Below are 22,657 nucleotides of genomic sequence, written 5' to 3'. Positions count from 1 at the left end.
GGTCTATAAAGGCTGTATTATCAAAGAAGCAGCACGCAGAGCCAAGGCTGCTTCGGAGCTAGGCACCCAACGGTCACCTTACAATCAGCACTTAATTTCATCTTTCTATTTATCAATAATTTACCTCATCAAACTCCTGAGTACTTGCGCAATGATTTTAAGAGCAGCTCATGGCCTTCATATAATCTATTATTGCTAGGCCGCGACCACCTCACATTAGCTGGTCAATTGCCTAAATTCTATTCAAACAACTTTTAATCATACCATAACGCGCCGGTAATCTGGTGGCCTCACCGGCCCGATAGCTTTGTTGGCTGGTATGACGTTTTCAATCAGCTCTTCCGACAAGCAGTTTCTGGCTGCCTTAGCCCTGAGCAATGAGGCGGCTTTCGGGGCCTTGTTCACCCGCTACTACCCCGGCCTATTGCGCTACGCGCAAACGCTGCTGCGCTACCCCACCGATGCCGCTGAGGATGCGGTGGCCGAAGTCTTTTGCACCCTGTGGGCACAACGCACGCAGCTAGCCGTGCAGGGCTCGCTAGCCGCCTACCTCTACACGGCCGTGAAGCACCGCGCCTTCGACCGCCTGCGCGAGCAGCGCCGCGCCCCGCTCGACGCGGCCGACGAACTGCCCACGACCGAGCCCGACGCCATGCATTTGCAGCCCGACCAACTACTAGCTTTCCAAGAGCTTAGCGAGCAGGTGGGCCACCTCATTGGGCAGCTGCCCGAGCGCACGCGCCAGGTGTTTCAGCTGCATCGCGATGGCGGCCTCACCTATGAGGAGATAGCTGGGCTACTGGCGATTTCGATTAATTCGGTAAAGACGCACATGTTTCGAGCGCTGCGCTTCTTGAAGACCACGCTCTATGCCTCGGGCGTGCAGTAAGATTTCAACTAGCTGCTAGCAATTGCTGGTCATGCAGAGCGCAGCGAAGCATCTCGCGTGGCGCAGTAAACTCAAACGTTCGCAAACGTCAGCACGCGAGATGCTGCGCTACACTCTGCATGACCTTCTAACTCGGATGGCTTTTACTTCTATTACGCCTAGGTTACGGCTGTTACCATTTGGTTAAGAGTCAATTCGCGTGTCACGAGGTGGGCGGGCGGTGGCGTCATAACAGCAGCGACGGCATTCAGCGCCGGCCGCTGGCCCCTTGCAACAAGAAGAACTGTACCTGCTCATTGCTCGCTACCTCGCCCGCCAAACTTCGTCGGATGAGAATGAGCAGCTCGCCACTTGGGTTGCCCAGTCGCCCGACCACGAGCGCACCTTTGAGCAGCTGAAAACCGTGTGGCAGGCCAGCCAACTAGCTACCGCTCCGGCCGAGACCGCGGCGGCCCTAGGTCGGCTAAAAGCCCGGCTGGCGCAGCCTACCCCAGTAGCCGCGCCGGCCGCTGTGCCCGTGCGCCGCTGGCGGCTGCGGCTGGCGCGACCCTACCAGCTAGCCGCGGCCGTAGTGCTGCTGCTGAGTGCCCTAGGTGGCGCCTACTTCTATAGCCGGCCGGCACCGGCGCTGGCCTACCGCGTGTACCGTGCGGCAGCCGGCCAGCCCCAGCGCCTGCACCTGGCCGATGGCTCGGTGGTGACGCTGGCCCCGCAAAGCCAGCTGCGCTACCCGGCGCAGTTTGCGGCCACCTCGCGCGAGGTGTACCTAGAGGGCGAGGCGTTTTTTGAAGTGAGCAAGGACCCTAGGCGGCCGTTTCGGGTGCACAGCGGGGCGTGGGTCACGCAGGTGCTCGGCACCAAGTTTAACGTGAGTGCTATGCCGGGTGCCCGCCAGTTGGCGGTGTCGCTGGTGGAGGGCAAAGTAGAAGTGCTTGACAAACAAGACAAATACTTGCTCACACCCGGCCAGCAGCTGCGCACCGAAGTAGCTACTGGTCGCATCTACCGGCAAGCCTTCGACCGGCACCAGGTGCTGGCGTGGCGCCGCAACCAATTGGTTTTCAAGAATGAGAAACTGGCCGATGTGGCCACCCAGCTAGAGCGTCGCTACGGCGTAAAGCTGGTATTTGCTGACACGGCCACGGCCGAGGTGCGCCTCTGGGCCACCTTCGACAATGAGCCCTTGCCGCGCGTGCTTGAGGCGCTGCGGCAGGCCGGGGGCCTCGCCTACCACCGCGAGGGCCAAGTGATTTACCTGAGACGAGCAGCGGCCGAAGCGGCCCTTAAGTAGTGCTTTTTAGTTCATAACCAGCTCACGAGCAACCTCATGAAGAAATCGATACACCCCCGCCCAGCGCGGGCTTGGCGAAGCGCGCTCGCTTGCCTAGGGCTGCTGGCGCTGAGCCCGGCCCCAGCCGCCCTCGCCGCTCCTGGGCAGGCGCTTACCCAGGAGCCGGCCGCCACGCCCTGCGCCCTCTCGGTGCGGCAGCAGCCGCTGGCCGAGGTGCTGGCCAGCATCGAGCAGCAAACGGGCTACCGGTTTCTGGTGGTAGACCAGGCCAGCCGGCTCAGCCGCCGCATTACGGTAGAGGCGCCGCACAGCAACCTCAAAACCGTGCTGGCGCTGGTGGCGGCACAGGCCGGCGTGCAGTTTACGGTGCAGGAAAAGCGCATCGTGGTGAAGGCCGTGGAGCGCAGCACGGCCGCCGCTGGCGCCACCGACCCAGTGCTAGTGCGGGGCCGCGTGGTAGACGCCAAGGGTGAGGGCCTGCCCGGCGTTTCCATCCGCATAAAAGACAGCAACGCCGGCACTACCAGCGGCAACGATGGCAGCTACCAGCTGCATGTGGAGCCGGGCAATACCTTGGTATTTAGCTTTATCGGCTACGCGGCCGAGCAGCTGACGGTGGGCGACAAAACCACCTACGATGTGGTGCTGCAGGAAGACGCCACCAGCCTGGGCGAAGTGGTAGTGACGCAGCTGGGCATCAAGCGCGAGGACCGGGAGCTGGGCTACTCGGCCCCCACCGTCAGCAACGAGCAGCTGACCGAAGCCAAATCGAACAACTGGACCGACGCGCTGGCCGGCAAGGTGGCGGGCCTGAACCTAGTGAAGTCGGGCGGCGGCCCGGCCGGTTCTAACCGCATTATTCTGCGGGGCGAAAACTCGCTGGCCGGCGACAACGACGCCCTCATCGTGGTGGATGGCGTGGTGCTGGGCGGCAGCAACCGCGCCACCGGCACCGGCAGCTCGGCCTACTTGCAAAGCGAGTCGCCGGTGGACTTTGGCACTAGCCTCAATGACATCAACCCCGAAGACATCGAGTCGGTGACGGTGCTGAAGGGGCCGGCAGCCACTGCCCTCTACGGCGCCCGCGGCGGCAACGGAGCCGTGATTATTACCACCAAGTCGGGCAAGGCCAAGAAGGGCATCGGCGTCACGTTCAACTCAAACTCGGCCTTTGACCAGATTTCGCGTTGGCCTGATTATCAGTATGAGTACGGCCAGGGCACGGCGGGCGAAAATTACTATTCGTTTGGCGCCACGGCCGATGGGGTCAGCACCCGCAGCACTAGCTCAGCCTGGGGCCCTAGGTTCGAGGGGCAGTCGTTTTTTCAGTACGACGTAGCCACCAACACGGGCGGCACCGAGCGCACGCCCTGGGTGGCCTACCCCGACAATCGCAAAGGCTTTTTCCAAACCGGCCGCACGTTCACCAACACGCTGGTGCTGGATGGCGGCACCGACCGTACAGCCGTGCGCCTGTCGCTCACCAACTTGCAAAACCAGTGGATTATCCCGAACACAGGCTACGACCGCAACACCATTGCGCTGTCGGCCAGCCAGAAAATCACGGATAAGCTGCGAGTATCGACGAAGGTCAACTACACCAACCGCTTCAGCGACAACCTGCCTTCGACTGGCTACAACAACCAGACTATCATGTACTGGGCCATCTTGCAGGTGCCCAACAACAGCCTAGATTGGCTGAAAGACTACTGGCTGCCGGGCGCAACAGGGATTACGCAGCGCTACCCCTTCAGCAGCCTGATAGACAACCCCTATCTCATTGCCAATGAGATGCTCAACAAGGCCAATCGCCACCAGCTGACGGGCAACGTGCAGATTAACTACGCCTTTGCCAAGGGCTTTAATCTGATGCTGCGCTCGACGCTGGACTACTCTTACGAGGCCCGCTCGCAGCAGCGCCCCAAGGACACGGAGAAGTACAAGGAGGGCATGTTTCGGACGCAAAACGTATTCTCGCAGGAGATTAACCACGACTTTTTGCTGCAGTACGCCCACCAGTTTAACAAGCTGGAAACGAGCTTGTCGGTGGGTGGCAGCCGCCTGCGCAACCGCTACAATAAGGATGAGCTGCGGGCCGAGCGCCTGCTCTACCCCGGCGTGTTCACCTTCGCCAATAGCCGCGACCTACCCATTGCGCTGCCCTACCGCGCCGAGTACGCGCTGAATGGCTTGTACGCCCTAGGTTCGATTTCTTATAACAAGCTGATGTACCTCGACTTGACGGCCCGCAAGGACTGGTCGAGCACCTTGTCGAGCGCCAGTGGCATCACGGCTATTCCGCTCTACCCCTCGGCCAGCCTGAGCACGATAGTATCGGACATCGTGCCGCTGCCAAAGGCTATTTCGTTTGCCAAGCTGCGGGCCTCGTGGGCGCGGGTGGGCAGCGGCGGCACGTCGCCCTACCTCACCTCCTACACCTACGCCGTGGCCACGGGCTACGCCTCGGGCCTGAGCAACCCGAGCTCCATTGCCAACGCCGGCCTGAAGCCCCGCAGCACCGAAAGCGTGGAGCTGGGCGCCGACGTGCGCTTCTGGCAAAACCGCATTGGGCTAGACGTGACGGTGTACCGCAACAACACCTCAAACCAGATTTTGAGCGTGCCCGTGGACCGGGCCTCGGGCTACAACACGGCCGTGCTCAACGCTGGCCTGGTGCGCAACAAGGGCATCGAAATCACCGCCAATGCCCGCCTGCTGAACAATGCCCGCGGCCTGGGCTGGCGCGTGTATGGCACCTACACTGCCAACCGCAACCAGGTAGTGGAGCTGGCCGACAGCGTACTTACCTACCAGCTACAGCGCGGCCCCGGCGGCCGGGGCTCGGTGGAGGCGCGGCCGGGCGGCAGCATGGGCGCCATCTACGGCCGCGGCTACGAGCGCGCTCCCGATGGCCAGATTGTGTACCAAAATGGCTACCCCATCTTGGCCGATGGCGTGAAGTACCTAGGCAGCGCCCTGCCCCTGTGGAAGGCTAGCGCGGGCACCGAGTTCACGTACCGGCAGTTCCGGCTGAATGTGCTGTTCGACAGCCAGTTTGGGGCCAAGGCCTACTCTATGACCAACGCCGTGCTGGCCGAGCAGGGCAAAACCAAGCTCACGCTGCCCGGCCGCTACAACGGCATTGTGGGCCAGGGCGTGATTAGCAACGGCGACGGCACCTACCGCCCAAATGACGTGGTGGCCGAAAACCTACCTACCTACTACACCGCCCACTACGGCCGCGACAATGTGGAAGCCAACCTCTTCCGCACCGACTTTATCAAGCTGCGCGAGCTGCGCCTCGACTACGCTCTGCCGCCCACGCTACTCAGCAAGCTGCACCTCACGCAGGCCTCCATTGGCCTCTACGGGCGCGACTTGTTCATCCTCACCAACTGGCCGGCCTTCGACCCGGAGTTTGGCACCCTCAACGACGGGACTATCGACCTAGGGTTTGAGCTGGGGCAGTTTCCGAGCACCCGCACGATGGGCATTAATCTGACGGTAGGGATTTAACTGAACGCTATACCTGACATGAAAATCCTGAAACGCTTTGCTGTTGCCTTTTTTGCCGCAGCTACCCTAGGTACCGTTTCGTCGTGCACCAAGGGCTTTGAGGAACTGAATATCAACCCTAACCAGAACCCTAACGTCATTCCGGAAACGCTATTGGCCCCGGCCCTGACCGACCTAGTGAAGCGCAACATGGACCGCGCTATGCGCATCACCAACGAGCTGATGCAGGTGCACGTGACGCGGGACAATACCGACGAGTTTCACCGCTACGTTATCCGCTCGGCTGAGGCCGACTACATGTGGAACGGCTGGTACACGCAGCTCACCGACTTCCGGGACATGTACAACAGCGCGGTAGCCGTGAAGAGCCCCACCTTCATGGCCATTGCCCGCATCTGCGAGGTCTGGACGTTTTCGCTGCTCACCGACACCTTCGGCGACGTGCCGTATTCGGAGGCCTTGCAGGGCCGGGCGGGCAACTTGCAGCCCAAGTTTGATAAACAGGAGGACATCTACCGCGACCTGTTTGTGAAGCTGGAGGAGGCCAACGACTTGCTGAAGGCCAACACCAACCTAGGAGCCGACCAAGCCCAGCTCGACCCACTGTTTCAGGGCAACGCTTTGAAGTGGCGCAAGTTTGGCAACTCGCTCTACCTGCGCCTGCTCATGCGCGTGTCCAACCGCACCGACGCCATTGCGCCAGGCAATATGAGCCCGCAGGCCAAGCTGCGCGACATGGTGAACACTCGCCCCGCTGACTACCCGCTTATTGCTAACAACTCGGAATCGGCCATTATGCGCTGGTCGGGCACCGCGCCCTACCAGTCGCCCTTCCAGACCTGGCGCACGGCCGACTTCGTGTCGTCGAGCTCCATGAGCGAGTTCTTCATCAACAACTTGGCCGAATGGAACGACCCACGCCTGCCCAAGTGGGCCACGCTAGCGGGCGGCATTTACAAGGGCGTGCAAAGTGGCTACGTGCCGGGCCAAATTCCGGCGCCCCAATCGACCTACCCCGCCGCCCTCATGACCGAGCCGCTGCTCGGCAACATCCTCAACTACCCCGAAGTGCAGCTGCTGCTGGCCGAGGCCGCCCTGCGCGGCTGGATAACCGGCGACGCCAAGGCCTACTATGAAACCGGCGCCACCAACGGCATCACGCTCTGGGGCCTTACGCCACCCACTACCTTCCTAAGCAGCCCCGACGTGAAATGGGAAGCTACCAGCCCCACGGCCACCAAGCTCGACCAGATTCATTTGCAGAAGTACTACGCGCTGTTTTTCACCGACTTTCAGCAGTGGTTTGAGTACCGCCGCACCGGTCACCCAGTGCTGCCCATCGGCCCCGGCGTGCGCAACAACGGCCAGATGCCAGCCCGCATCAACTACCCCGTGTATGTGCAGAGTCTCAACCAGGTAAACTACCAAGCCGCCGTAGCCGACCAGGGCGCGGATGACATTAATACCAAGGTGTGGTGGCAGCTGTAGAGCCGTGTACCCCACCCCCGGCCCCTCCCCTCCGGGAGAGGGGAGCCTTTCGTCAGTGCACGCTAGCAAGCGTGCGGCACCCCTCTCCCGGAGGGGAGGGGCCGGGGGTGGGGTCTCATGACCGGCGAGCTAAACACGCTTCAAAGCAAAAACTTCTATCATGAAACTCCGAATACTCTCCCATCTTTCCGCGCTATTGCTGACCATAGGCACCGCGGGGTGCCTGGAGAAAAACCTCGACTACGCGGCTGGTGCGCCTAGCCCCAATGTGTCGCTCGAAGACCTGCGCCGCCTCTACCAGGGCAGCAATGTGGTGCTGGAGCCAGGCCAACTTTCGGGCGCGCACCAAGTGGTGGGCCTCGTCATTTCGGATGCGGCGGGCGGCAACGTGCCCGGCGGCCCCAATACCATTGTGGTGCAGAACAAGCGGCGCGGCGTGATACGCGGCATCGTTATCCCGCTCAGCGGGGGTACCGCGCCAGCCTTGGCTGTGGGCGACTCGGTGGTAGTAGATATCAAAGGCGCTACGCTGGCCAAAAGCGCGGGCGCGCTACGCTTGGAAGGCATCTCGGCCGACCGCGTGCGCAAGGTGAACAGCGGCAATGCCGTAACGGCTCGCGATATCAACATCAGCACACTGCTGGCTGATATGAATGCTTACGACGGCACGCTGGTGCGCATCACAGGCGCTAGCATCACGCCACTACCAGTCTCGGGCACCACCTACGCCGGCGACAAGACGCTGGCTGATGGGGCCAACAACAAGCTCGCGCTGCACACCGAAAGCGCCGCGGCCTTTGCCACCCGGCGCCTGCCGGCCAGTGCCACGTTTGTAGGTATTGCGGTAGCCGGGCTCGACGCCAGCCTAGCCCCTGCCCCGCAGCTATGGCTGCGCACTGCTGCCGATGCCGTAGACCCCAGCGGCCCTATTTACACGGGCTTTCCCGAGAGCTTCGAAGCTGTGCCGCAGACAACTAAGGGTAGCTACGATATGAACACGGCCCCCGTGCCCGACAACACCGTGCAGTTTGGTACTGGCCGCTGGAAGCTCTACCAAGCCATCCTAGGTAACACTTCGGGACGCGACCGCTACACTGGCGCTCAGGGCATCCGGCTGCAGCAGGGCTTGAGCGTGCCGGCCGTGGTAGAAATGAAATTTGACCTGCCCAACGGTGCTACCAAAGTCACGCTGCTCTACGGGGCTTACTATACCGACGCCGCCAGCTCCTGGAAGCTAGAATACTCGCAAGACCAGGGCGCCACCTGGAAGCAAACCGGCCCCACCATCACCGACGCCGGCAATTGGCAGCGCACCATCACTTTCCTGATGAATATCAGCGGCCCGGTGCGCTTCCGCATCAACAAGCTGGGCTTAGGTGCAAGCAGCCCGCCCACCGTGCTCAACGGCCGGTTGGGGCTCGATGACATTGCCGTTTACGAGAATTAATCCCTTGTCATGCAGCGCGCGGCGAAGCATCTCACGTGGCGCAGTAATTCAGTGACGCTAACAACGGAGCGAGATGCTTCGCTGCGCGCTGCATGACCCTTCAGATATTCTTCCATGTTCCGCCGAAAATTTCTCCAAAGCCTGAGTTTCGTGGGTGCTGGTCTCAGCCTGCCGCTAGCCCCGGCTGTCCTCGCCGCCGAAGCTGAGCCAACGCCAGCTGCCGGCCAAAAGCTTAACCTAAGGCCGCTCACCATCCGGGGCAAGGTGCACCACAATGGCGCTGGCCTTGCGGGTGTGGCCGTGACCGATGGCTACAACATCGTACTAACTGATAAGGCGGGCAAATACACCCTCGAAAGCAACGCCACGGCTGAGTACGTGCACATTTCGGTGCCGCGCGGCTATGCCTTCCCACACGAGAAGGGCGTGGCACGGTTCTACCAAGCCATCAAGCCGGGCACGACGAAAATGAACGCCGATTTTGCCCTGCAAAAGCTGGCCGGCGACGATACCAAACACACCTTCGTAGTGTGGGCCGACCCGCAGATGATTAATAAGAAGGATTGCCGCGAGCTGCTAACCAGCTCGGCGCCCGACCTCCAGAAGCTGGCCGCGCAGTACGACGCCAATACCTTCGCCATCGGTTGCGGCGACTTGGTATGGGACAAGCACGAGCTGTTTGAAGACTACAAAAAGGCGGTCGAAATCAGCGGCATTCCGTTCTTTCAAGTTATCGGCAACCACGACCTTGACCTCACGGCGCGGGCCGACGATGGCTCGGCGCGCACGTTCAAAAACCACTTCGGACCCACGTACTATTCCTTCAACCGGGGCGAGATTCACTACGTAGTGCTCGATAACGTCTTCTTCATCGGCCCGCCTAAGAAGTACATCGGCTACCTGCCCGAGCAGCAATTGCAGTGGCTAGAGCAGGACCTGAGCCACGTGAAGCCCGGCACCACGGTAGTGGTGGCGCTGCACATCCCGGTCAACAGTGGCGACCAGCGCCGCAACAAGCTCAAGGAGGAGTCTCTAGGTGGGGTGGTGTCGAACCGGGCCGAGCTCTACCGCATTCTGAAGCCCTACACGGCGCACATCATGTCGGGCCACACGCACGTGTGCGAAAAGATTTTCCACGAAAACACCATCGAGCATACCCACGGCGCGGTGTGCGGCGCGTGGTGGACCGGCCCCATCTGCACCGATGGCACGCCCAGCGGCTACGGCGTGTATGAGGTCAGCGGCCCCGACATCAAGTGGTACTACAAATCGGTGGGCCACGACAGCCAGCACCAATTCCGCACCTACCCCAAGGGTAGCGCGCCCGACCACCCTACCGACGTGGTGGCCAACGTCTGGAACTGGGACCCGCAGTGGAAGGTGACTTGGTTTGAGAATGGCGTACGCCAGGGCGAGATGCGCCAGCAAACCGGCCTCGACCCGCTAGCCGTGCAGCTGCAAGCCGGCGACCAGTTGCCCGCCAAGCACAAGTGGGTTGACCCGAGCATGACCGACCACTTATTCTACGCTACGCCTTCGGCCGGGGCCAAGGAAATCCGTATTGAAGTCACCGACCGCTTTGGGCAAGTGTACAGCGAGACAGTAGCCGTGTAGCGTAAAAACGTTTGTCATTGCGAACGCAGCAATGACAATTAGCTTAACAAGCTGTATTCTTATATCCTCTGTGAAATACCTCGCTTTCCTAGCTTTACTCACTGTTTCGGCCGCCCAGGCCCAGCAGCGCCCGCTCGATATTCAGGGCCACCGGGGATGCCGGGGGTTAATGCCTGAGAACACCATCCCGGCCATGCGCCGCGCGCTCGACCTAGGCGTGACAACACTGGAAATGGACGCTGCCATCAGCCAGGACGGGCAGGTACTGCTTTCGCACGACCCGTATTTGAACGCCGATTTTGCGTACCGCCCCGATGGCCAGCCCCTGACCAAAGAAGAAGGCAAAGCGTTGCGCCTATATAGCCTGCCCTACGCCGAGATTCGGCGCTACGACGTAGGCAGTCACGGCAATCCCAAGTTCCCGCAGCAGCAAAAGCTACTGACGTACAAGCCCCTGCTGGCCGAGGTTATCGACTCGGCCGAAGCCTACGCCAAGCGCACGCATCGACCTGCGCCCTACTACAACATCGAAACCAAAACCACTCCGGCCGGCGATGGCCTCAACCATCCCGCGCCGGAGGAGTTTGTGCGTTTGCTGCTGGCTGTCGTCAAGGCGAAGGGCATCCAGGACCGAGTCATCATTCAGTCGTTTGACCCACGCACGCTCAATGTCGTGCACCGCACCCAGCGCCGGCTCCGTACTGCGTTGCTGGTAGAAAACCAGGATGGCCTAGAAAAAAACTTACAGCGCCTGAGCTTTCGGCCCAGTATCTATAGCCCACACTACAAGCTGGTAACGCCGGACCTGGTGCAAGCCTGCCACCAACAACGCATGCAAGTCATTCCGTGGACCGTAAACACGCCCGCTGAGGCGGCTCAGCTACTTCAGCAACAAGTCGATGGATTGATTACCGATTACCCTGACCTAGTGCCTGGGCACTAGGTTGCTGGCAACTTGTTATTTAGCACCACACGACCCTTAGCTATACCGAGCATTTTCGTTTAGCCGGCATTCCTTTGGGCGAGCAGTCACGAATTATCATTCCGCACCTGCTTATTGGACCCGCAGCACCACTACATCGCGAGCGGGTACCGTCACATTAGCGATGGCTTTTTGGGTAAAGGCATCGCGGTACTTGCGTGTAGCCAGCACAGGATTGGTGAAAGTGGCTGGTTGGTTGCCCCGGTTGAGGACGACCAGTACATCTTCCTTGCCTAGGGTGCGGCGAAAGGCGTAGAGTTGCCGGGCATCGTCGGTGGCCACGGTGGTGTAGCTGCCCAGCCGAATGGCCGCCGAGCGCTGGCGCAGACCAATAAACTTCTGGTACCAGGCAAACAGGGCTGGGTCGTAGGCTACCTGGTCGGCTGAGTGCAGGCTTTGGTCAGGGTTGTGAGTTTCGGGAGCGTAGGCCTGCCCATTCCAGAGCATGGGCTTGCGGCAGTCGGGGTCATTGCCGCCCCAGAGGCCCGCCTCGTCGCCGTAGAAAATCATGGGCGAGCCTAGGTACAGTACTTGAAAGGCGGCGATGAGCTTTTGCATCTGCCGCTGCTCGGCAGTGGGCCTGCGGGCGTTGTAGCTGGGGTTGTTGCCCTTCTGGCTCCAGTTAAAGTAGGCGCCCCAGTCGGCCATCTTTTTACCGTCGGGGTTGGCCACGGCACTGGCAATGCGGGTGGCATCGTGGCTGTCCACTAGGTTCATCATGTTCAGGGCCACGCCGGGGCCGAAGGCCTCGCGCAGCTCGCGCAGTTGCTTATCGAACTGCGTGACGGTGGCCGCCGTTTTCTCCTGCACAAAAAAGTCGTGCACCGCGAAGGTGAAATTATAGTTCATGGTGGCGTCGAACTCGTCGCCGCGCAGGTAGGGCCGGGTCTTCTCGATGGGGTACACCAGCTCGGCCGTCATATAGGCCTGCGGATTGAGGGTGCGCACCCACTTGCGCCAGCTTTTCCAGAAGGGGTGACCCACATCGTATGCTACGTCGAGCCGCCAGCCGTCGATGCCGTGGGCCGCGCCCTTGTTCATGGGGTTCATCCAGCGCTGGGTAGCGTTGAAAATGTACTGCTTGGGGCCGGCCACGATGCCGGTGCTGTCTTCTTTCAGCTCGGGCAGGGTCTTTACTCCAAACCAGCCGTTGTAGTCAAACTTGGTCCCCTTCTGCGCATCGCGCCAGCTTTTTATCATAAACCAGTTGGCATAGGGCGAGGCCTGCTGGTTCTTTTCTACATCCTGAAATGCGAAGCTGCGCGCCCCCAGGTGGTTAAACACGCCATCGAAGATAATGTGCATCTTGTGCTTATGCACTTCGTCGATGAGCTTGAGGGCCAATAGGTCGGCTTTGGTCCACACCCACGTTTCCATTTTCAGCGGGTCTTCAGTGGCCATCAGCTTCTTGTCGCCCGCCGGGTCGGGTCCGAAGGTGGGGTCTACGTGGTGATAGCACAACGCATCGTACTTGTGCGAGGACGGCGACCAGAAAATAGGCGTCAGATACAGCGCATTCACGCCCAGCGTTTGCAGGTAGTCGAGCTTATCTAGAATGCCTTGCAGGTCGCCCCCGTAGCGGCGGCGCTGGATGTTATAGCCCACGTTGCGGCCGTTTTGCTGCTCGTAGGGCTGTAGTTGGTACCAGTCGCTGCCCCAGGGATGAATTTGAAACGCCGACGAGTCGTTGAACGGGAAGGCGCCCTGCTGGTCGCGTGCGGTAGGGTCGTTGCTCGGGTCGCCGTTGCGGAAGCGCTCGGGAAAAATCTGGTACCATACCACACCCTTGCTCCAGGTAGGAGTAAAATCGGGCTGGGTTTGAGCGCGAGCGGCTAGGCTGGCGGTGAATATGAGGGCCGCGGCCGCCAGCCAGGTTTTGGAAAAGGGAAAGGGCATTATAGCTAAACTGTTTCTCTAAATCGTCAAAAACAACGTTGGTCATGCAGCGCTGCGCGCTGCATGACCTTATCACGCTATCTAACAAGCTACTATTTCTGCAGTACTAGGTACTGATAAGGCTGCAAGCTCACTTGGCTGCCTACCGTCACCGGCTGCCCAGTGAGGCCATTGCGGTAGCTGCTGGCCAACGCAGCTGGCACCGTGTAGGTCACGGCCCGATTGCGTAGGTTGATAAGCGTGAGCACCTGCTCGTTGTCGGCCGTTTTGGTGAAGGCACACACGTCGTCGCTGCTGTAAGAGGCGAGCGCGCCGTTGCGCAGGGCATTGCTAGCGCTGCGAAAGCGTAAAATACGTTTGTAAGCCAACACCATGTCGGGGTTCAGCGACCAGTCAATTACCTGTCGACCCTGGAAGAACGGTAGGCGCTGGGGCGTGCCTACTTCCTGGCCATTATACACCATTGGGGTGCCATTCATGTAGGCGGCTACCACGAAGGCGGCCAGCGAGCCAGCCTTGCCCCCGAAGAGGTCCAGTGGCGTGCCGTCGCTCACATTCACATCGTGGTTGGAGGTGTAACGCAGCATGCGGGCGGTGGGCGGCAGGGCGCGGTAGCTGGCGTAGTTGGCCACGTTCAGCGAATCCAGAATTTTTGCGCTTTTCTGGCCCCCAAAAATGCGCTTTTCCATGATGCTGAAGAAGTCGAAGCCGTATTGCAGGTTGAAGCCCGACTTGAAGAAATAGTCGCGCTGACTGCCTTCGGCAATGAGCAGCAGCTTATGCCCAGCGATAGACTTGAGGCTGGTATTGGCTTCGGTGAAGAACTGGTAGGTGGGCCCGTCGGCGTAGTCGAAGCGGTAGCCATCTACGTTGGCGGCCAGCACCCAGTAGCGCATGGCCGCAATGAGGGCGGCGCGCATATCGGGCTTGGCAAAGTTGAGTTGCAGTACGTCGCTGAAGCCGGCGGGCGGGTTGCGCAGCGTGCCATTGGCATCTTGCTGATACCAGTCGCGGTGCTCATTCACCCAGGGGTGGTCCCAGGAGGTGTGGTTGCCCACCCAGTCAAGGATGACGGCCATGCCCCGGGCGTGGGCACCATCTACCACGGCGCGCAGGTCGGTGAGAGTACCTAGGGTGGGGTTTACGGCTTGGTAGTCGCGCACAGCGTAGGGCGAGCCAATGCCCTTGAGCTGCCCAATCGGGTAGATTGGCATCAAGTACAAGGTATTTACGCCCAAGGCTTTTATCGAATCGAGGCGAGGCAATACGCCTTGCAGCGTGCCTGCTTGGCTAAAGGCGCTGAAATTGACTTGGTACACCGCGGCATCGGCGGGCTCGGGCACGCTCGCAAAGGGGGTGCCGTACTGCGCCGGGTCATTGGCAGTGCCCACGATGGGTGCGGAGCCCTCGCTCTTTTTGCAGGCTGCCAGCGTCAGCAAAGCGCTGCCCAGCACCGCTAGTTTTTTGATGGTAAGTAGCATACGAATGAAGAATGCGCTGGCGCTAGCGGATAGAATAGGTGTAATTATTGGGCGTGTTCAGGTCGAGGCTCACGGTGTAGGTGCCGGGGCCGGGCGTGGTGAGGTTGCCGCCGCCGTAGAGCAAAGGCAGCGCACTGCTGGTGTTGCTACCTAGGTTGATGGCCCAGTCGTTGTTGGCCCGGAATTTGAAATCGGCATTGCCACCGGCGGTACCGTTGTTGCCGGGCAGCGGCATGGTAACCGTCCACAGCTTGGTGGTGGTGTTGTAGGTCATGGGCACCGACTGGTTCCAGCCCGCGCCGCTATTGGTGGTAGCCGCCCCAATGATGCCCCAGGTGGTGGCCGTGGCCACATAGGTGCGGGCCGTTAGGTTCACTTGTAGGCGGTACATGCGCGGGCCAGCCAGGCTGATATCGGCGCCCGGCGATACCAATGAGCCCGCCGCGCCCCCGCCACCGTAAGTTGTGCCGTTGGAGAAGCGGATGGTGTTGGTAGCCGCTGGCAGGTACACGTAGCCTTCGTACTGGCTGGGGCTGCCTGCTACCTCACCAAGCTTGGGCGAGGTGGCCGACAGGGCACCTAGGGTATTGCCATACACGTAAAACTGGCTGGCATAGGTAGTGACCGCTAGCGACTGCACGGCGCTGCGCACCACGCTTTGGTTGCTAGCATAGGTGGCCCGCAGGCGCACCTCGTAGGCATTGGGGCCACCCACAGCCAGGCCTAGGCCACTGGTGAAGAGCGTATTTAGCTCGCCCGCCGTGAAGCCGCGGCGGTTAGTATTCACACCCGCGTCGATGGTGGTGACGTTCAAGAATTGATTGCCCGCCGCAGCCAATTCCAAGGTGTAAGTCACGGGTAGCACGGCTATGCCGCTACCGTCCGAAAGACCAAACTGGAGCGGATTCCAGCGGAGGCGCAGCACCGTGTCGGCGGGGCCAGCGCTGGCCAGCGTAAGGGTGTTGGCGCTAGCCGTGAAGTTGAGGTCGGCCGTGGGCGTGGCCTGCACATTGTCAATGTCGCGCTTGCAGGCACCTAGGAGGCTAGCCAGCAATAGGGTGAGAATAAGGGTATAGCGTTGCATCGGGGAGTAGAAATTGAGTTGTGGGTGGCTCGCCGGGCGTTTGCCCCCACCCCCTAGCCCCCTCCCCTCTGGGGAAGGGGGAACTAGCTCCTAGTTTCAGTCCTAGGTGCTAGCATTTCAACGGCTAGGGGGTGAGGCTCCTGACCTAATAGCCAGGATTCTGCTTCAGGTTAGGATTAGCGGCCAAGTCCGTCGCGGGTATCGGGAACAGCGTGCGGAAGGCGGCAATGTCGCGGCCGGTGGCCAGCCCGCCCTTTTGCGGCCAGTTGTTGCCGGTGGCGAAGCGACCGAAGCGGATGAGGTCGGTGCGGCGGTGGGCCTCCCAGTACAGCTCGCGGCCGCGCTCGTCGAGGATGTCGCTGAGCTGCACGCCGGCCAGCGGGGTAGCGCCAGAGCGGCGGCGCACCTCGTTTACCTGCTCAAGGGCGGTGCCAGCGGTGCCACCGCTGCCACCGCGTAGCAGCGCCTCGGCATACATCAGCTTCACGTCGGCCAGCCGAAACAGGGGGTAGTCGATATCCACAAAGTTGCCGTCGCCGCCGTTGGCTTGCGCCGACGAGCCTGGCCGGCCCGTCGAGGTTACGTTCTTGTACTTCGTGACGAGGTAGCCCTGCGAGAAATTAAATAAGTCGCTGATAGTCCGCGTCTGGCCGGTGGTGTAGAAGGTAGCCCGCGCATCGGAAGTATTGCCCGGAAAGCCTTGAAACAAGTCCACGATATTGGGCTTGATGCGCAGCCCCGACCAGCCGCCGTTCACGCCGTAGTCGGCGGCCGGAACGCTACCCCCTAGGCTGGCGTGCAAGATGAAGGGCATGCCACCGAAGGTGCGCGTGCGGTTGCCATCAAAGGGCACCGTAAAAATCACTTCCCGGTTGGCGGCCGTCGCGTCATTATCGGCCAAGAACAGCAGGCGGTACTCCGGAGCTAGCACGTAGCTAGCACCCAGCACCTTGTTGGCGTAGGTTACGGCATCAGTGTTGCGCGCAGTGCCGGTATACACTTCCGCATTCAGGTACAGCTTAGTTAGCAGCGCCCAGCATGCGCCTTGGTCGGCGCGGGCGTAGGCTGTGCGGGCGGGCACTAGCGTGGGCTCAATAGCCTTCAGTTCATCCTCTAGGTAAGTAAATAGCGCCGCCCGCGTTATCTGCGGTGGTGGGGTGCCGCCTAGGCTTGACGATTCGTCGGCAAACGGCACGTTGCCAAACATATCCAGCGCGTGCCAGTAGCTCAGGGCCCGCAAGAAGCGCGCCTCGGCCCGGTACTGCCGGATGGTGCCGGCCGCGTTGGCATCGGTGATGCCCCGGCTAGCTAGTTTGTCATCCGAGGTCTGGCGAATGAACTCGTTGCACAGCCCAATCTGGTAGAAAATCCGGTCGTAGATGGCGCGAATAAATTCGTTGTTCGCGTTCCAGGTATTGCGGCTGATATCGGATAGGTTGCCATCGTTCCAGGCAATAATGCCCTCATCCGAAGCCAGTTCCTGCATCGACCAATACTGGCGCAAGTACTGGCTGAAGTCCTCGCCAATGCCCGAAATGTCGGGTTGGCCGTCGGGGCCGCTCTGCCCGCTCACGGCTAGCGTGGCGTAGAGGCGCACCAGCGATTGCTGAATCTGCACCGGGTCGCGGTAGACGACCTCGGCATTGGCGGTGTAAGAAGGCACTTGGTCGAGCTGGCTGGTGCAGGCCGACGAAGCCAGCCCTAGGCCGGCAGCCAGGGCAAATGCGCGCAGAGGGCGGCGAAATATAAACGACATAGCTAGGTGGGATATAAGCGTTTAGAAGCCGTAGGTGAGGCCCAGGGTGAAGGTGCGCGGCCGGGGGTAGATGTTGCTGTCGTAGCCGCTGCTGATTTCGGGGTCAATGCCCGAGTAGTTGGTCAGCAGAAAGAGGTTTTGGGCGGCGGCCGTGAGGTTCAGGGTCGAGTTTTTGCCCAGCACACTGCCAAACTGGTAGCCCAGCGTCACGTTTTCGAGGCGCGCAAACGAGCCATTTTCTAGGAAGTAGTCTGACTGCGCCGTGAGGCTGTTGAAGTTGGCCAGGCGCGAGGCCAGAATCTCGGTCGAAAGGTTGCCCAGCGTGCCGTTGGTGCTGGGCGCGAAGTAGGCGCCCGAGCGCACCCCGTTGAAGATGTATCCCCCTAGGTTGGCGCGCAGCGTGAAAGCCAGGTTGAGCTTGCCATAATTGGCCGTGCTGCCAAAGCCCAGGATGGTCGTGGGCCGGGGCGACTTGCTGATGTAGCGGTCCGAGCCATTGAGCACGCCATCGGCCTCTAGGTCAGCTACAGCGTTCTGAATGGGTTGGCCTTCTGCATTATACAGCTGCTTGTACACGTAGAATGAGCCGGCCGGCGCACCCACGGCGTTGATTTGCGAGCCGTTTATCTGGCCCACGTAGTTGGCATCGTCCACCAGCGTCAGCTTGGTGATGCGATTGCGGTTGAAGGTGGCATTGGCATTCACTGCCACGTTGAGCTTCTTGCCGCGCACCACATCGAGGTTGGCCGTTAGCTCCACACCCCGGTTGGTGAGCGAGCCAATGTTGAGAAAGCCCGCGTTGGAAAGGTTGGAGAGCGCCGATACATTGCTGAAGAACAGCAGGTTCTTGGTATCGCGTTGGTACACTTCTACCGCGCCAGTCAGGCGCCCGTCGAAGAAGCCATAGTCGAGGCCCACGTTGTAGGTCGTGGTGGTTTCCCAGGTTAGCTCGGGGTTGTAGAAGCTGGGGCGCAGCGTGCGGTAGTACTGCCCGCCCACCAGCTGCTGGGCCGTGTTGGTGCTGAGCGTAGAGATGGGCAGGTAGCCCGAGTTGATGCCGATGTCCTGCTGCCCGGTTTGGCCGTAGCCTAGGCGCAGCTTCAATTCCGATACCGTGGCGTTTTCTTTCAGGAAATCTTCGCCCTTGAGCCGCCATGCAAATGCCCCCGAGGGGAAGTAGCCCGTGCGCCGTGAGGGTGCAAAATTAGACGTTTGATCGATGCGGAACGTGCCCGTAAAGAGGTACTTATCCGCCACGTTGTAGTTCAGGCGGCTGTAGTACGAGAGCAGCACCAGGTTATTAGTGAACTGCGTCTGGTTGTCGTAGGTCGGCGTGAGGGGCGTGTACACGCTGCCATCGGCGCGGCGGTCATCGAAGATGTAATTGGTATTGCCAAACTTCTGAAACGAATAGCCGGCCAGCAGCTCTAGGCGCTGGCCCAGCACGCGGCCCTCGTACTTGGCGTAGGCTTCGAGCAGGTGGTTGTCGAGGTTCTGGCTGTACTGGTTGTTGATGCCCTGGCGGTTGTATTGCGAGGCCGAGCTAGGCGCCACAAACACGGTGCCGCGGCCGCGCTGCACGTCGTAGCCCACGTTTAGGTTGGCCGAGAGGCCCGGCACGAAGGGCAGCTTATAGTCGAGGCGCACGTTGCCTAGGCTGCGCTTGACGGTGCTACGGTCGCGGCGCTGGTTGATGAGGCTCAGTGGGTTGCGCGCCGACAAGTTGACCAACTGCCCATTGCCCTGCAAAAACTCATAATAGCCGCCGAAGGGCGCGTAGCGCGGGTCGTCGGAAGTGATGGGCTGGCTAGGGTCGAAGCCCACGGCTGTACCCACCGCGCTCTGGTCTGAGAAGTTATTATCAATCCATGAGCCTTTCAGGTTCAGCTCTATGCGCAGGTTGCCATCCAGCAGCACCGGCGTCAGGCTTAGGTTGCCGGTATAACGCTTCAGGTCGTTGCGCTTCAGCAGCCCTTGCTGGTCTAGGTAGCCCACCGATGCCCGAAACGGCACCTTGCCCAGCGCGCCCAGCACGCTGGCGGTATTATCGGTGGTGTAAGCCGGGCGGTAAATGGCGCGCTGCCAGTCGGTGTTTTCGGTACCTAGTAGGGCTTGCTGCTGGTAGTTACCATAATTCAGCACTAGGTCGCGAAACTGGTCGCCCGTGAGTACCGGCACGTACTTGGCCACCGTGGCAACGGAGTGCTGCGTCGAAACATTCACCCGCACCGCCTCGCCGGCCAAGCCCTTTTTGGTGGTCACGATGATTACCCCGTTCGAGGCGCGCACCCCGTAAATGGCTGTAGCTGAGGCATCCTTGAGCACCGTAACACTCTCGATATCATTTGGGTTAATGAGTGAGAGTGGATTGCCCGCACCGGCCAACCCATCGTTGGTCACCGGCACGCCATCAATCACGAACAAAGGCCGATTGCTGGCGCTCAGCGACGAGCCGCCCCGAATGATAATCTGGCTGCCCGCGCCCGGCGCACCACCGGCGGTGGTTATCTGCACGCCGGCCACTTTACCCTGCACTAGCTGCTCGGGGCTAGTTACCTGACCCTTCACAAACTGCTTGCTATCGACGGTTGTGATGGAGCCAGTTACGTCTTGGCGGCGCTGAGTGCCGTAGCCCACTACCACCGCTTCGCTCAGGGCCTGGGCATTTTCGCCTAGGGTAGTGAGGGGGGCCTGCACGGGCTTGCCATCTAGCACCGTCACCGAGACCCGAGCCGTTGCGAAGCCCACCGACGAATATATCAGCGTGTGCTGGCCGGCCGGCACATTTGGGATGGTAAACACGCCATCCTCATTGGTAGTGGCGCCGAGCGTGGTGCCCTCCACTATCACCGTCACGCCCGGCAGGGGTGCACTCTTGGCATCGACCACACGCCCACTCACTACCCCACTTGCCACCGGCGCAATAGTGGTCATCGGCCGGTGCCGACTTGGCTTCAGGGGCCCGGCCACCGCCGGGCTAGCCGCTAGAATGCCGATAACCGGCGTAGACAGAAAAGCTAGGCCCGCGCCAACTGGGCGCAGCCAACGTAAGGGTGGCATCATGGGTGGGACTGGGGAATAGTGAGTACAGCCTCCCAGTGTGGAAGGCTGCTAAACCAGCGCTAGAAGTCGTAGACTTTGCCTGAAGAGCGCTGAAAGCAAGGCAAAGGAATACTAGCCCAATCCCGGAGAAAACTAGTCAAACACAGGTATGAAAAATATAGATTAGTATAATATTAACTCTTTATATTTCATTGCTTTATCCTTCCAAAAAGTTTATGAAATATGAAGTAGATATTAAGGCCTAAGTTGACATTTGCCCTCAGAAATTGCCTCTTAGCCCCTGTCGCAAGCAGCGATACAGATGGCCTGCTATGAGTGCCGCAACCACACTGCCGCATATAGAGGCGGGCGGTGTTCTCGCGGCACGTGTGACTGCTGAAAGCAATGCACACACACGCGCACCGCCGGCCGAAACAGGTAGCTACGCGTGTCCCATATGTGTCAATTGCCCCCCTGCGGTTAGGTCGCATCCAGAACCCGCACCTGCGCTTCAAACTCCTCGTTGGGGAGTATAGACCGGTTTTTCACTCGCGTCTTATAGGTGTAAATGGTATTGATGGAGTAGCCTAGGATGCGGCTGATGCGCTCGCTGTCATCGATACCTAGGCGCACGAGCGCGAAGATGCGCAGCTCGGCCGTGAGCAGTTGGTCCTCGGCCAGCTGCACGTGGTCTTCGGCCCGAAACAGCGTGTTGAACGCGGAAATGAATCGGGGGAAAAGCTTTAGAAAAACCTGGTCAAAGTTCTTAAACAGGGCCGTGCGCTCGTGCTTGATATTGACTCCGTCGAGCAGCCGCTGCAAGCCGGTGTACTGCTTGCTATCGAGCAGGGCCACGAGCGACTTTTTCAAGGCTTCAAGCTTGTCGAGATACTGCGAATTTGAATTGAGGTAATACCCGATGTATTCATCCTTAATGCGGTTGGCTTCATTTAGCCGCCCATTCAATTGATGCAGCTGTCCAATCGCAGCTCGCAGCTCTTCATTAGAAGCCAGCACGCGTTTGTCGGCCCGCTGCAACCGGCGTAGCTGCAAAAAAATGACAAGCGTACACACCGCCCCAAAAGCTGCCAACCCGGCCAGCACCCACGAATTACGCTGCAGCGTTTGGCGCTGCTGCTCGATGATGCCCACCTTCTCGCCTTCGATAATCGACGAAATGTGACTGATTTCGACTTGCCGCTGCCGGGCTTTGTAAAATGCCGCTTCATCGCGCGCCTCCCGTATAAAGCGGTAGGCATTCTGCAAGTCGCCCCGCCGGTAGCAATAGTCCGATACCTTAAAAATCGCCAGTGTTTCCTTCGTAGCCGACTGCACATCGGCAATGGCGGCCACCAGCAGCAGCTCAAAAGCGGCTTCTTCCTGATGGCTCATTTCGTAGATATTGGCTAGCGTGCTGGCGCTAACGGCCAGTTGGTGGGGCGTAAGGCCCGGCAGCCGGCGCATCGCCTGGTAAGACTGAATGCCTGCTGGCAGGTCCACCTTCTTCTGCGCGATAAAGCCCGCAATGGTGAGGCACTGGTACGAAACGTCACGGCACAATTGCTGGGCTGTATCGGCATAGGCCAGTGACTTCGCGTAGTTTATAGGCCGGTAATAATCATCCTGGTCAAACGTACCTAGGTCGCTATAAGCCCGTGCTTTTAAGAAGTAATAGTCTATGCGGTCGGGCACCGAAAGCTGCTGCGCCTTGAGGTCAGCCAGCGCGTCAAACGTTTCCTTAAACATGCCCGACGACAGCAGGATAAACGATAGCTTGAGCTTAGCAAGCGCTATCTTCTTTGCATCACCCGATTTTTCGGCCAGTCGGTTTATGCGCAGGCAGTAAGCAAAAGCCGAGTCGTATTTGTAGGCCTTGTATTCGTCGTAAATACGCAGACCTAGGTTAAATTGAGTGTTGGGGTCGCTGTCGCTGGCCGCATATTCGGTACGCAAAAAGCCAATGCGATTTAATCGCTGCGCATCGTAATACGGGCGCTGGGCGAGCGCTTTGTTCAGGGCTAAGAGTAGACTATCTGCCTTACTCGCTTTGGCACAAGTTCTGAAGCCGAGAACGAGTAATAGAACAAAGCTTAGAAATAGTCTTGCCTGCATTTGTTCACGCAATATACAGACTACCGTGAACCTAGGAGGCTCTGTTTATAATAGATAGG

At 60.0% G+C, this 22,657-nt stretch carries 13 protein-coding genes; 7 read left to right on the top strand and 6 right to left on the bottom strand.

The genetic code is table 11. From position 1 onward, the window contains the following. The first annotated feature begins 319 nt into the window (after positions 1-319). The 7 genes from FNT36_RS12410 (at position 320) to FNT36_RS12380 (ending at position 11,188) form a co-directional block, all read left to right on the top strand. The gene (locus tag FNT36_RS12410) at positions 320-889 is read left to right on the top strand and encodes an RNA polymerase sigma factor (protein ID WP_144848034.1); all 570 of its coding nucleotides are present in this window, start codon (positions 320-322) and stop codon (positions 887-889) included. A 268-nt stretch (positions 890-1,157) separates the two neighbouring features. Then, positions 1,158-2,180, top strand: coding sequence for a FecR family protein (locus tag FNT36_RS12405; RefSeq protein WP_144848032.1), 1,023 nt, complete (start codon positions 1,158-1,160; stop codon positions 2,178-2,180). Between the two features lie 36 nt (positions 2,181-2,216). Next, entirely contained in the window at positions 2,217-5,696 is a 3,480-nt protein-coding gene (locus FNT36_RS12400; RefSeq protein ID WP_144848030.1) for a SusC/RagA family TonB-linked outer membrane protein, read from the top strand. 18 nt (positions 5,697-5,714) lie between these two features. After that, positions 5,715-7,184 carry a SusD/RagB family nutrient-binding outer membrane lipoprotein gene (locus FNT36_RS12395; RefSeq protein WP_144848028.1) on the top strand — a complete coding sequence of 490 codons (1,470 nt, stop codon included), beginning with the start codon at positions 5,715-5,717 and terminating at the stop codon, positions 7,182-7,184. A 160-nt stretch (positions 7,185-7,344) separates the two neighbouring features. After that, entirely contained in the window at positions 7,345-8,631 is a 1,287-nt protein-coding gene (locus FNT36_RS12390; protein WP_144848027.1) for a DUF5689 domain-containing protein, read from the top strand. A 114-nt stretch (positions 8,632-8,745) separates the two neighbouring features. Then, positions 8,746-10,245 carry a calcineurin-like phosphoesterase C-terminal domain-containing protein gene (locus tag FNT36_RS12385; protein WP_144848025.1) on the top strand — a complete coding sequence of 500 codons (1,500 nt, stop codon included), beginning with the start codon at positions 8,746-8,748 and terminating at the stop codon, positions 10,243-10,245. 70 nt (positions 10,246-10,315) lie between these two features. Then, positions 10,316-11,188, top strand: coding sequence for a glycerophosphodiester phosphodiesterase family protein (locus FNT36_RS12380; RefSeq protein ID WP_233635873.1), 873 nt, complete (start codon positions 10,316-10,318; stop codon positions 11,186-11,188). 111 nt (positions 11,189-11,299) lie between these two features. On the opposite strand, the gene FNT36_RS12375 is transcribed toward FNT36_RS12380, so the two are convergent. From FNT36_RS12375 to FNT36_RS12350, 6 genes are all read right to left on the bottom strand, one after another. Further along, a complete protein-coding gene (locus FNT36_RS12375) occupies positions 11,300-13,123 on the bottom strand; it encodes a glycoside hydrolase family 13 protein (protein WP_144848021.1) in 1,824 nt (607 codons plus the stop codon). Positions 13,124-13,215: 92 nt separating this feature from the next. Further along, entirely contained in the window at positions 13,216-14,604 is a 1,389-nt protein-coding gene (locus tag FNT36_RS12370; protein WP_144848019.1) for an alpha-amylase family glycosyl hydrolase, read from the bottom strand. A 22-nt stretch (positions 14,605-14,626) separates the two neighbouring features. After that, on the bottom strand, positions 14,627-15,688 hold the full coding sequence (locus tag FNT36_RS12365; RefSeq protein ID WP_144848017.1) for a SusE domain-containing protein: 1,062 nt from the start codon (positions 15,686-15,688) through the stop codon (positions 14,627-14,629). 145 nt (positions 15,689-15,833) lie between these two features. Beyond that, on the bottom strand, positions 15,834-17,444 hold the full coding sequence (locus tag FNT36_RS12360) for a RagB/SusD family nutrient uptake outer membrane protein (RefSeq protein WP_144848015.1): 1,611 nt from the start codon (positions 17,442-17,444) through the stop codon (positions 15,834-15,836). Between the two features lie 21 nt (positions 17,445-17,465). Continuing rightward, entirely contained in the window at positions 17,466-20,507 is a 3,042-nt protein-coding gene (locus tag FNT36_RS12355; RefSeq protein WP_144848013.1) for a SusC/RagA family TonB-linked outer membrane protein, read from the bottom strand. Between the two features lie 459 nt (positions 20,508-20,966). Then, positions 20,967-22,439 carry a DUF6377 domain-containing protein gene (locus FNT36_RS12350; protein ID WP_144848010.1) on the bottom strand — a complete coding sequence of 491 codons (1,473 nt, stop codon included), beginning with the start codon at positions 22,437-22,439 and terminating at the stop codon, positions 20,967-20,969. Positions 22,440-22,657: the final 218 nt, after the last annotated feature.

Origin of the sequence: Hymenobacter setariae, assembly GCF_007713685.1 — a bacterium.
In the GTDB taxonomy this organism is placed as follows: Bacteria; Bacteroidota; Bacteroidia; order Cytophagales; family Hymenobacteraceae; genus Hymenobacter; species Hymenobacter setariae.
The sequence above is the reverse complement of the archived record's forward strand: the minus strand, read 5'-3'. Positions and strand labels throughout refer to the sequence as shown.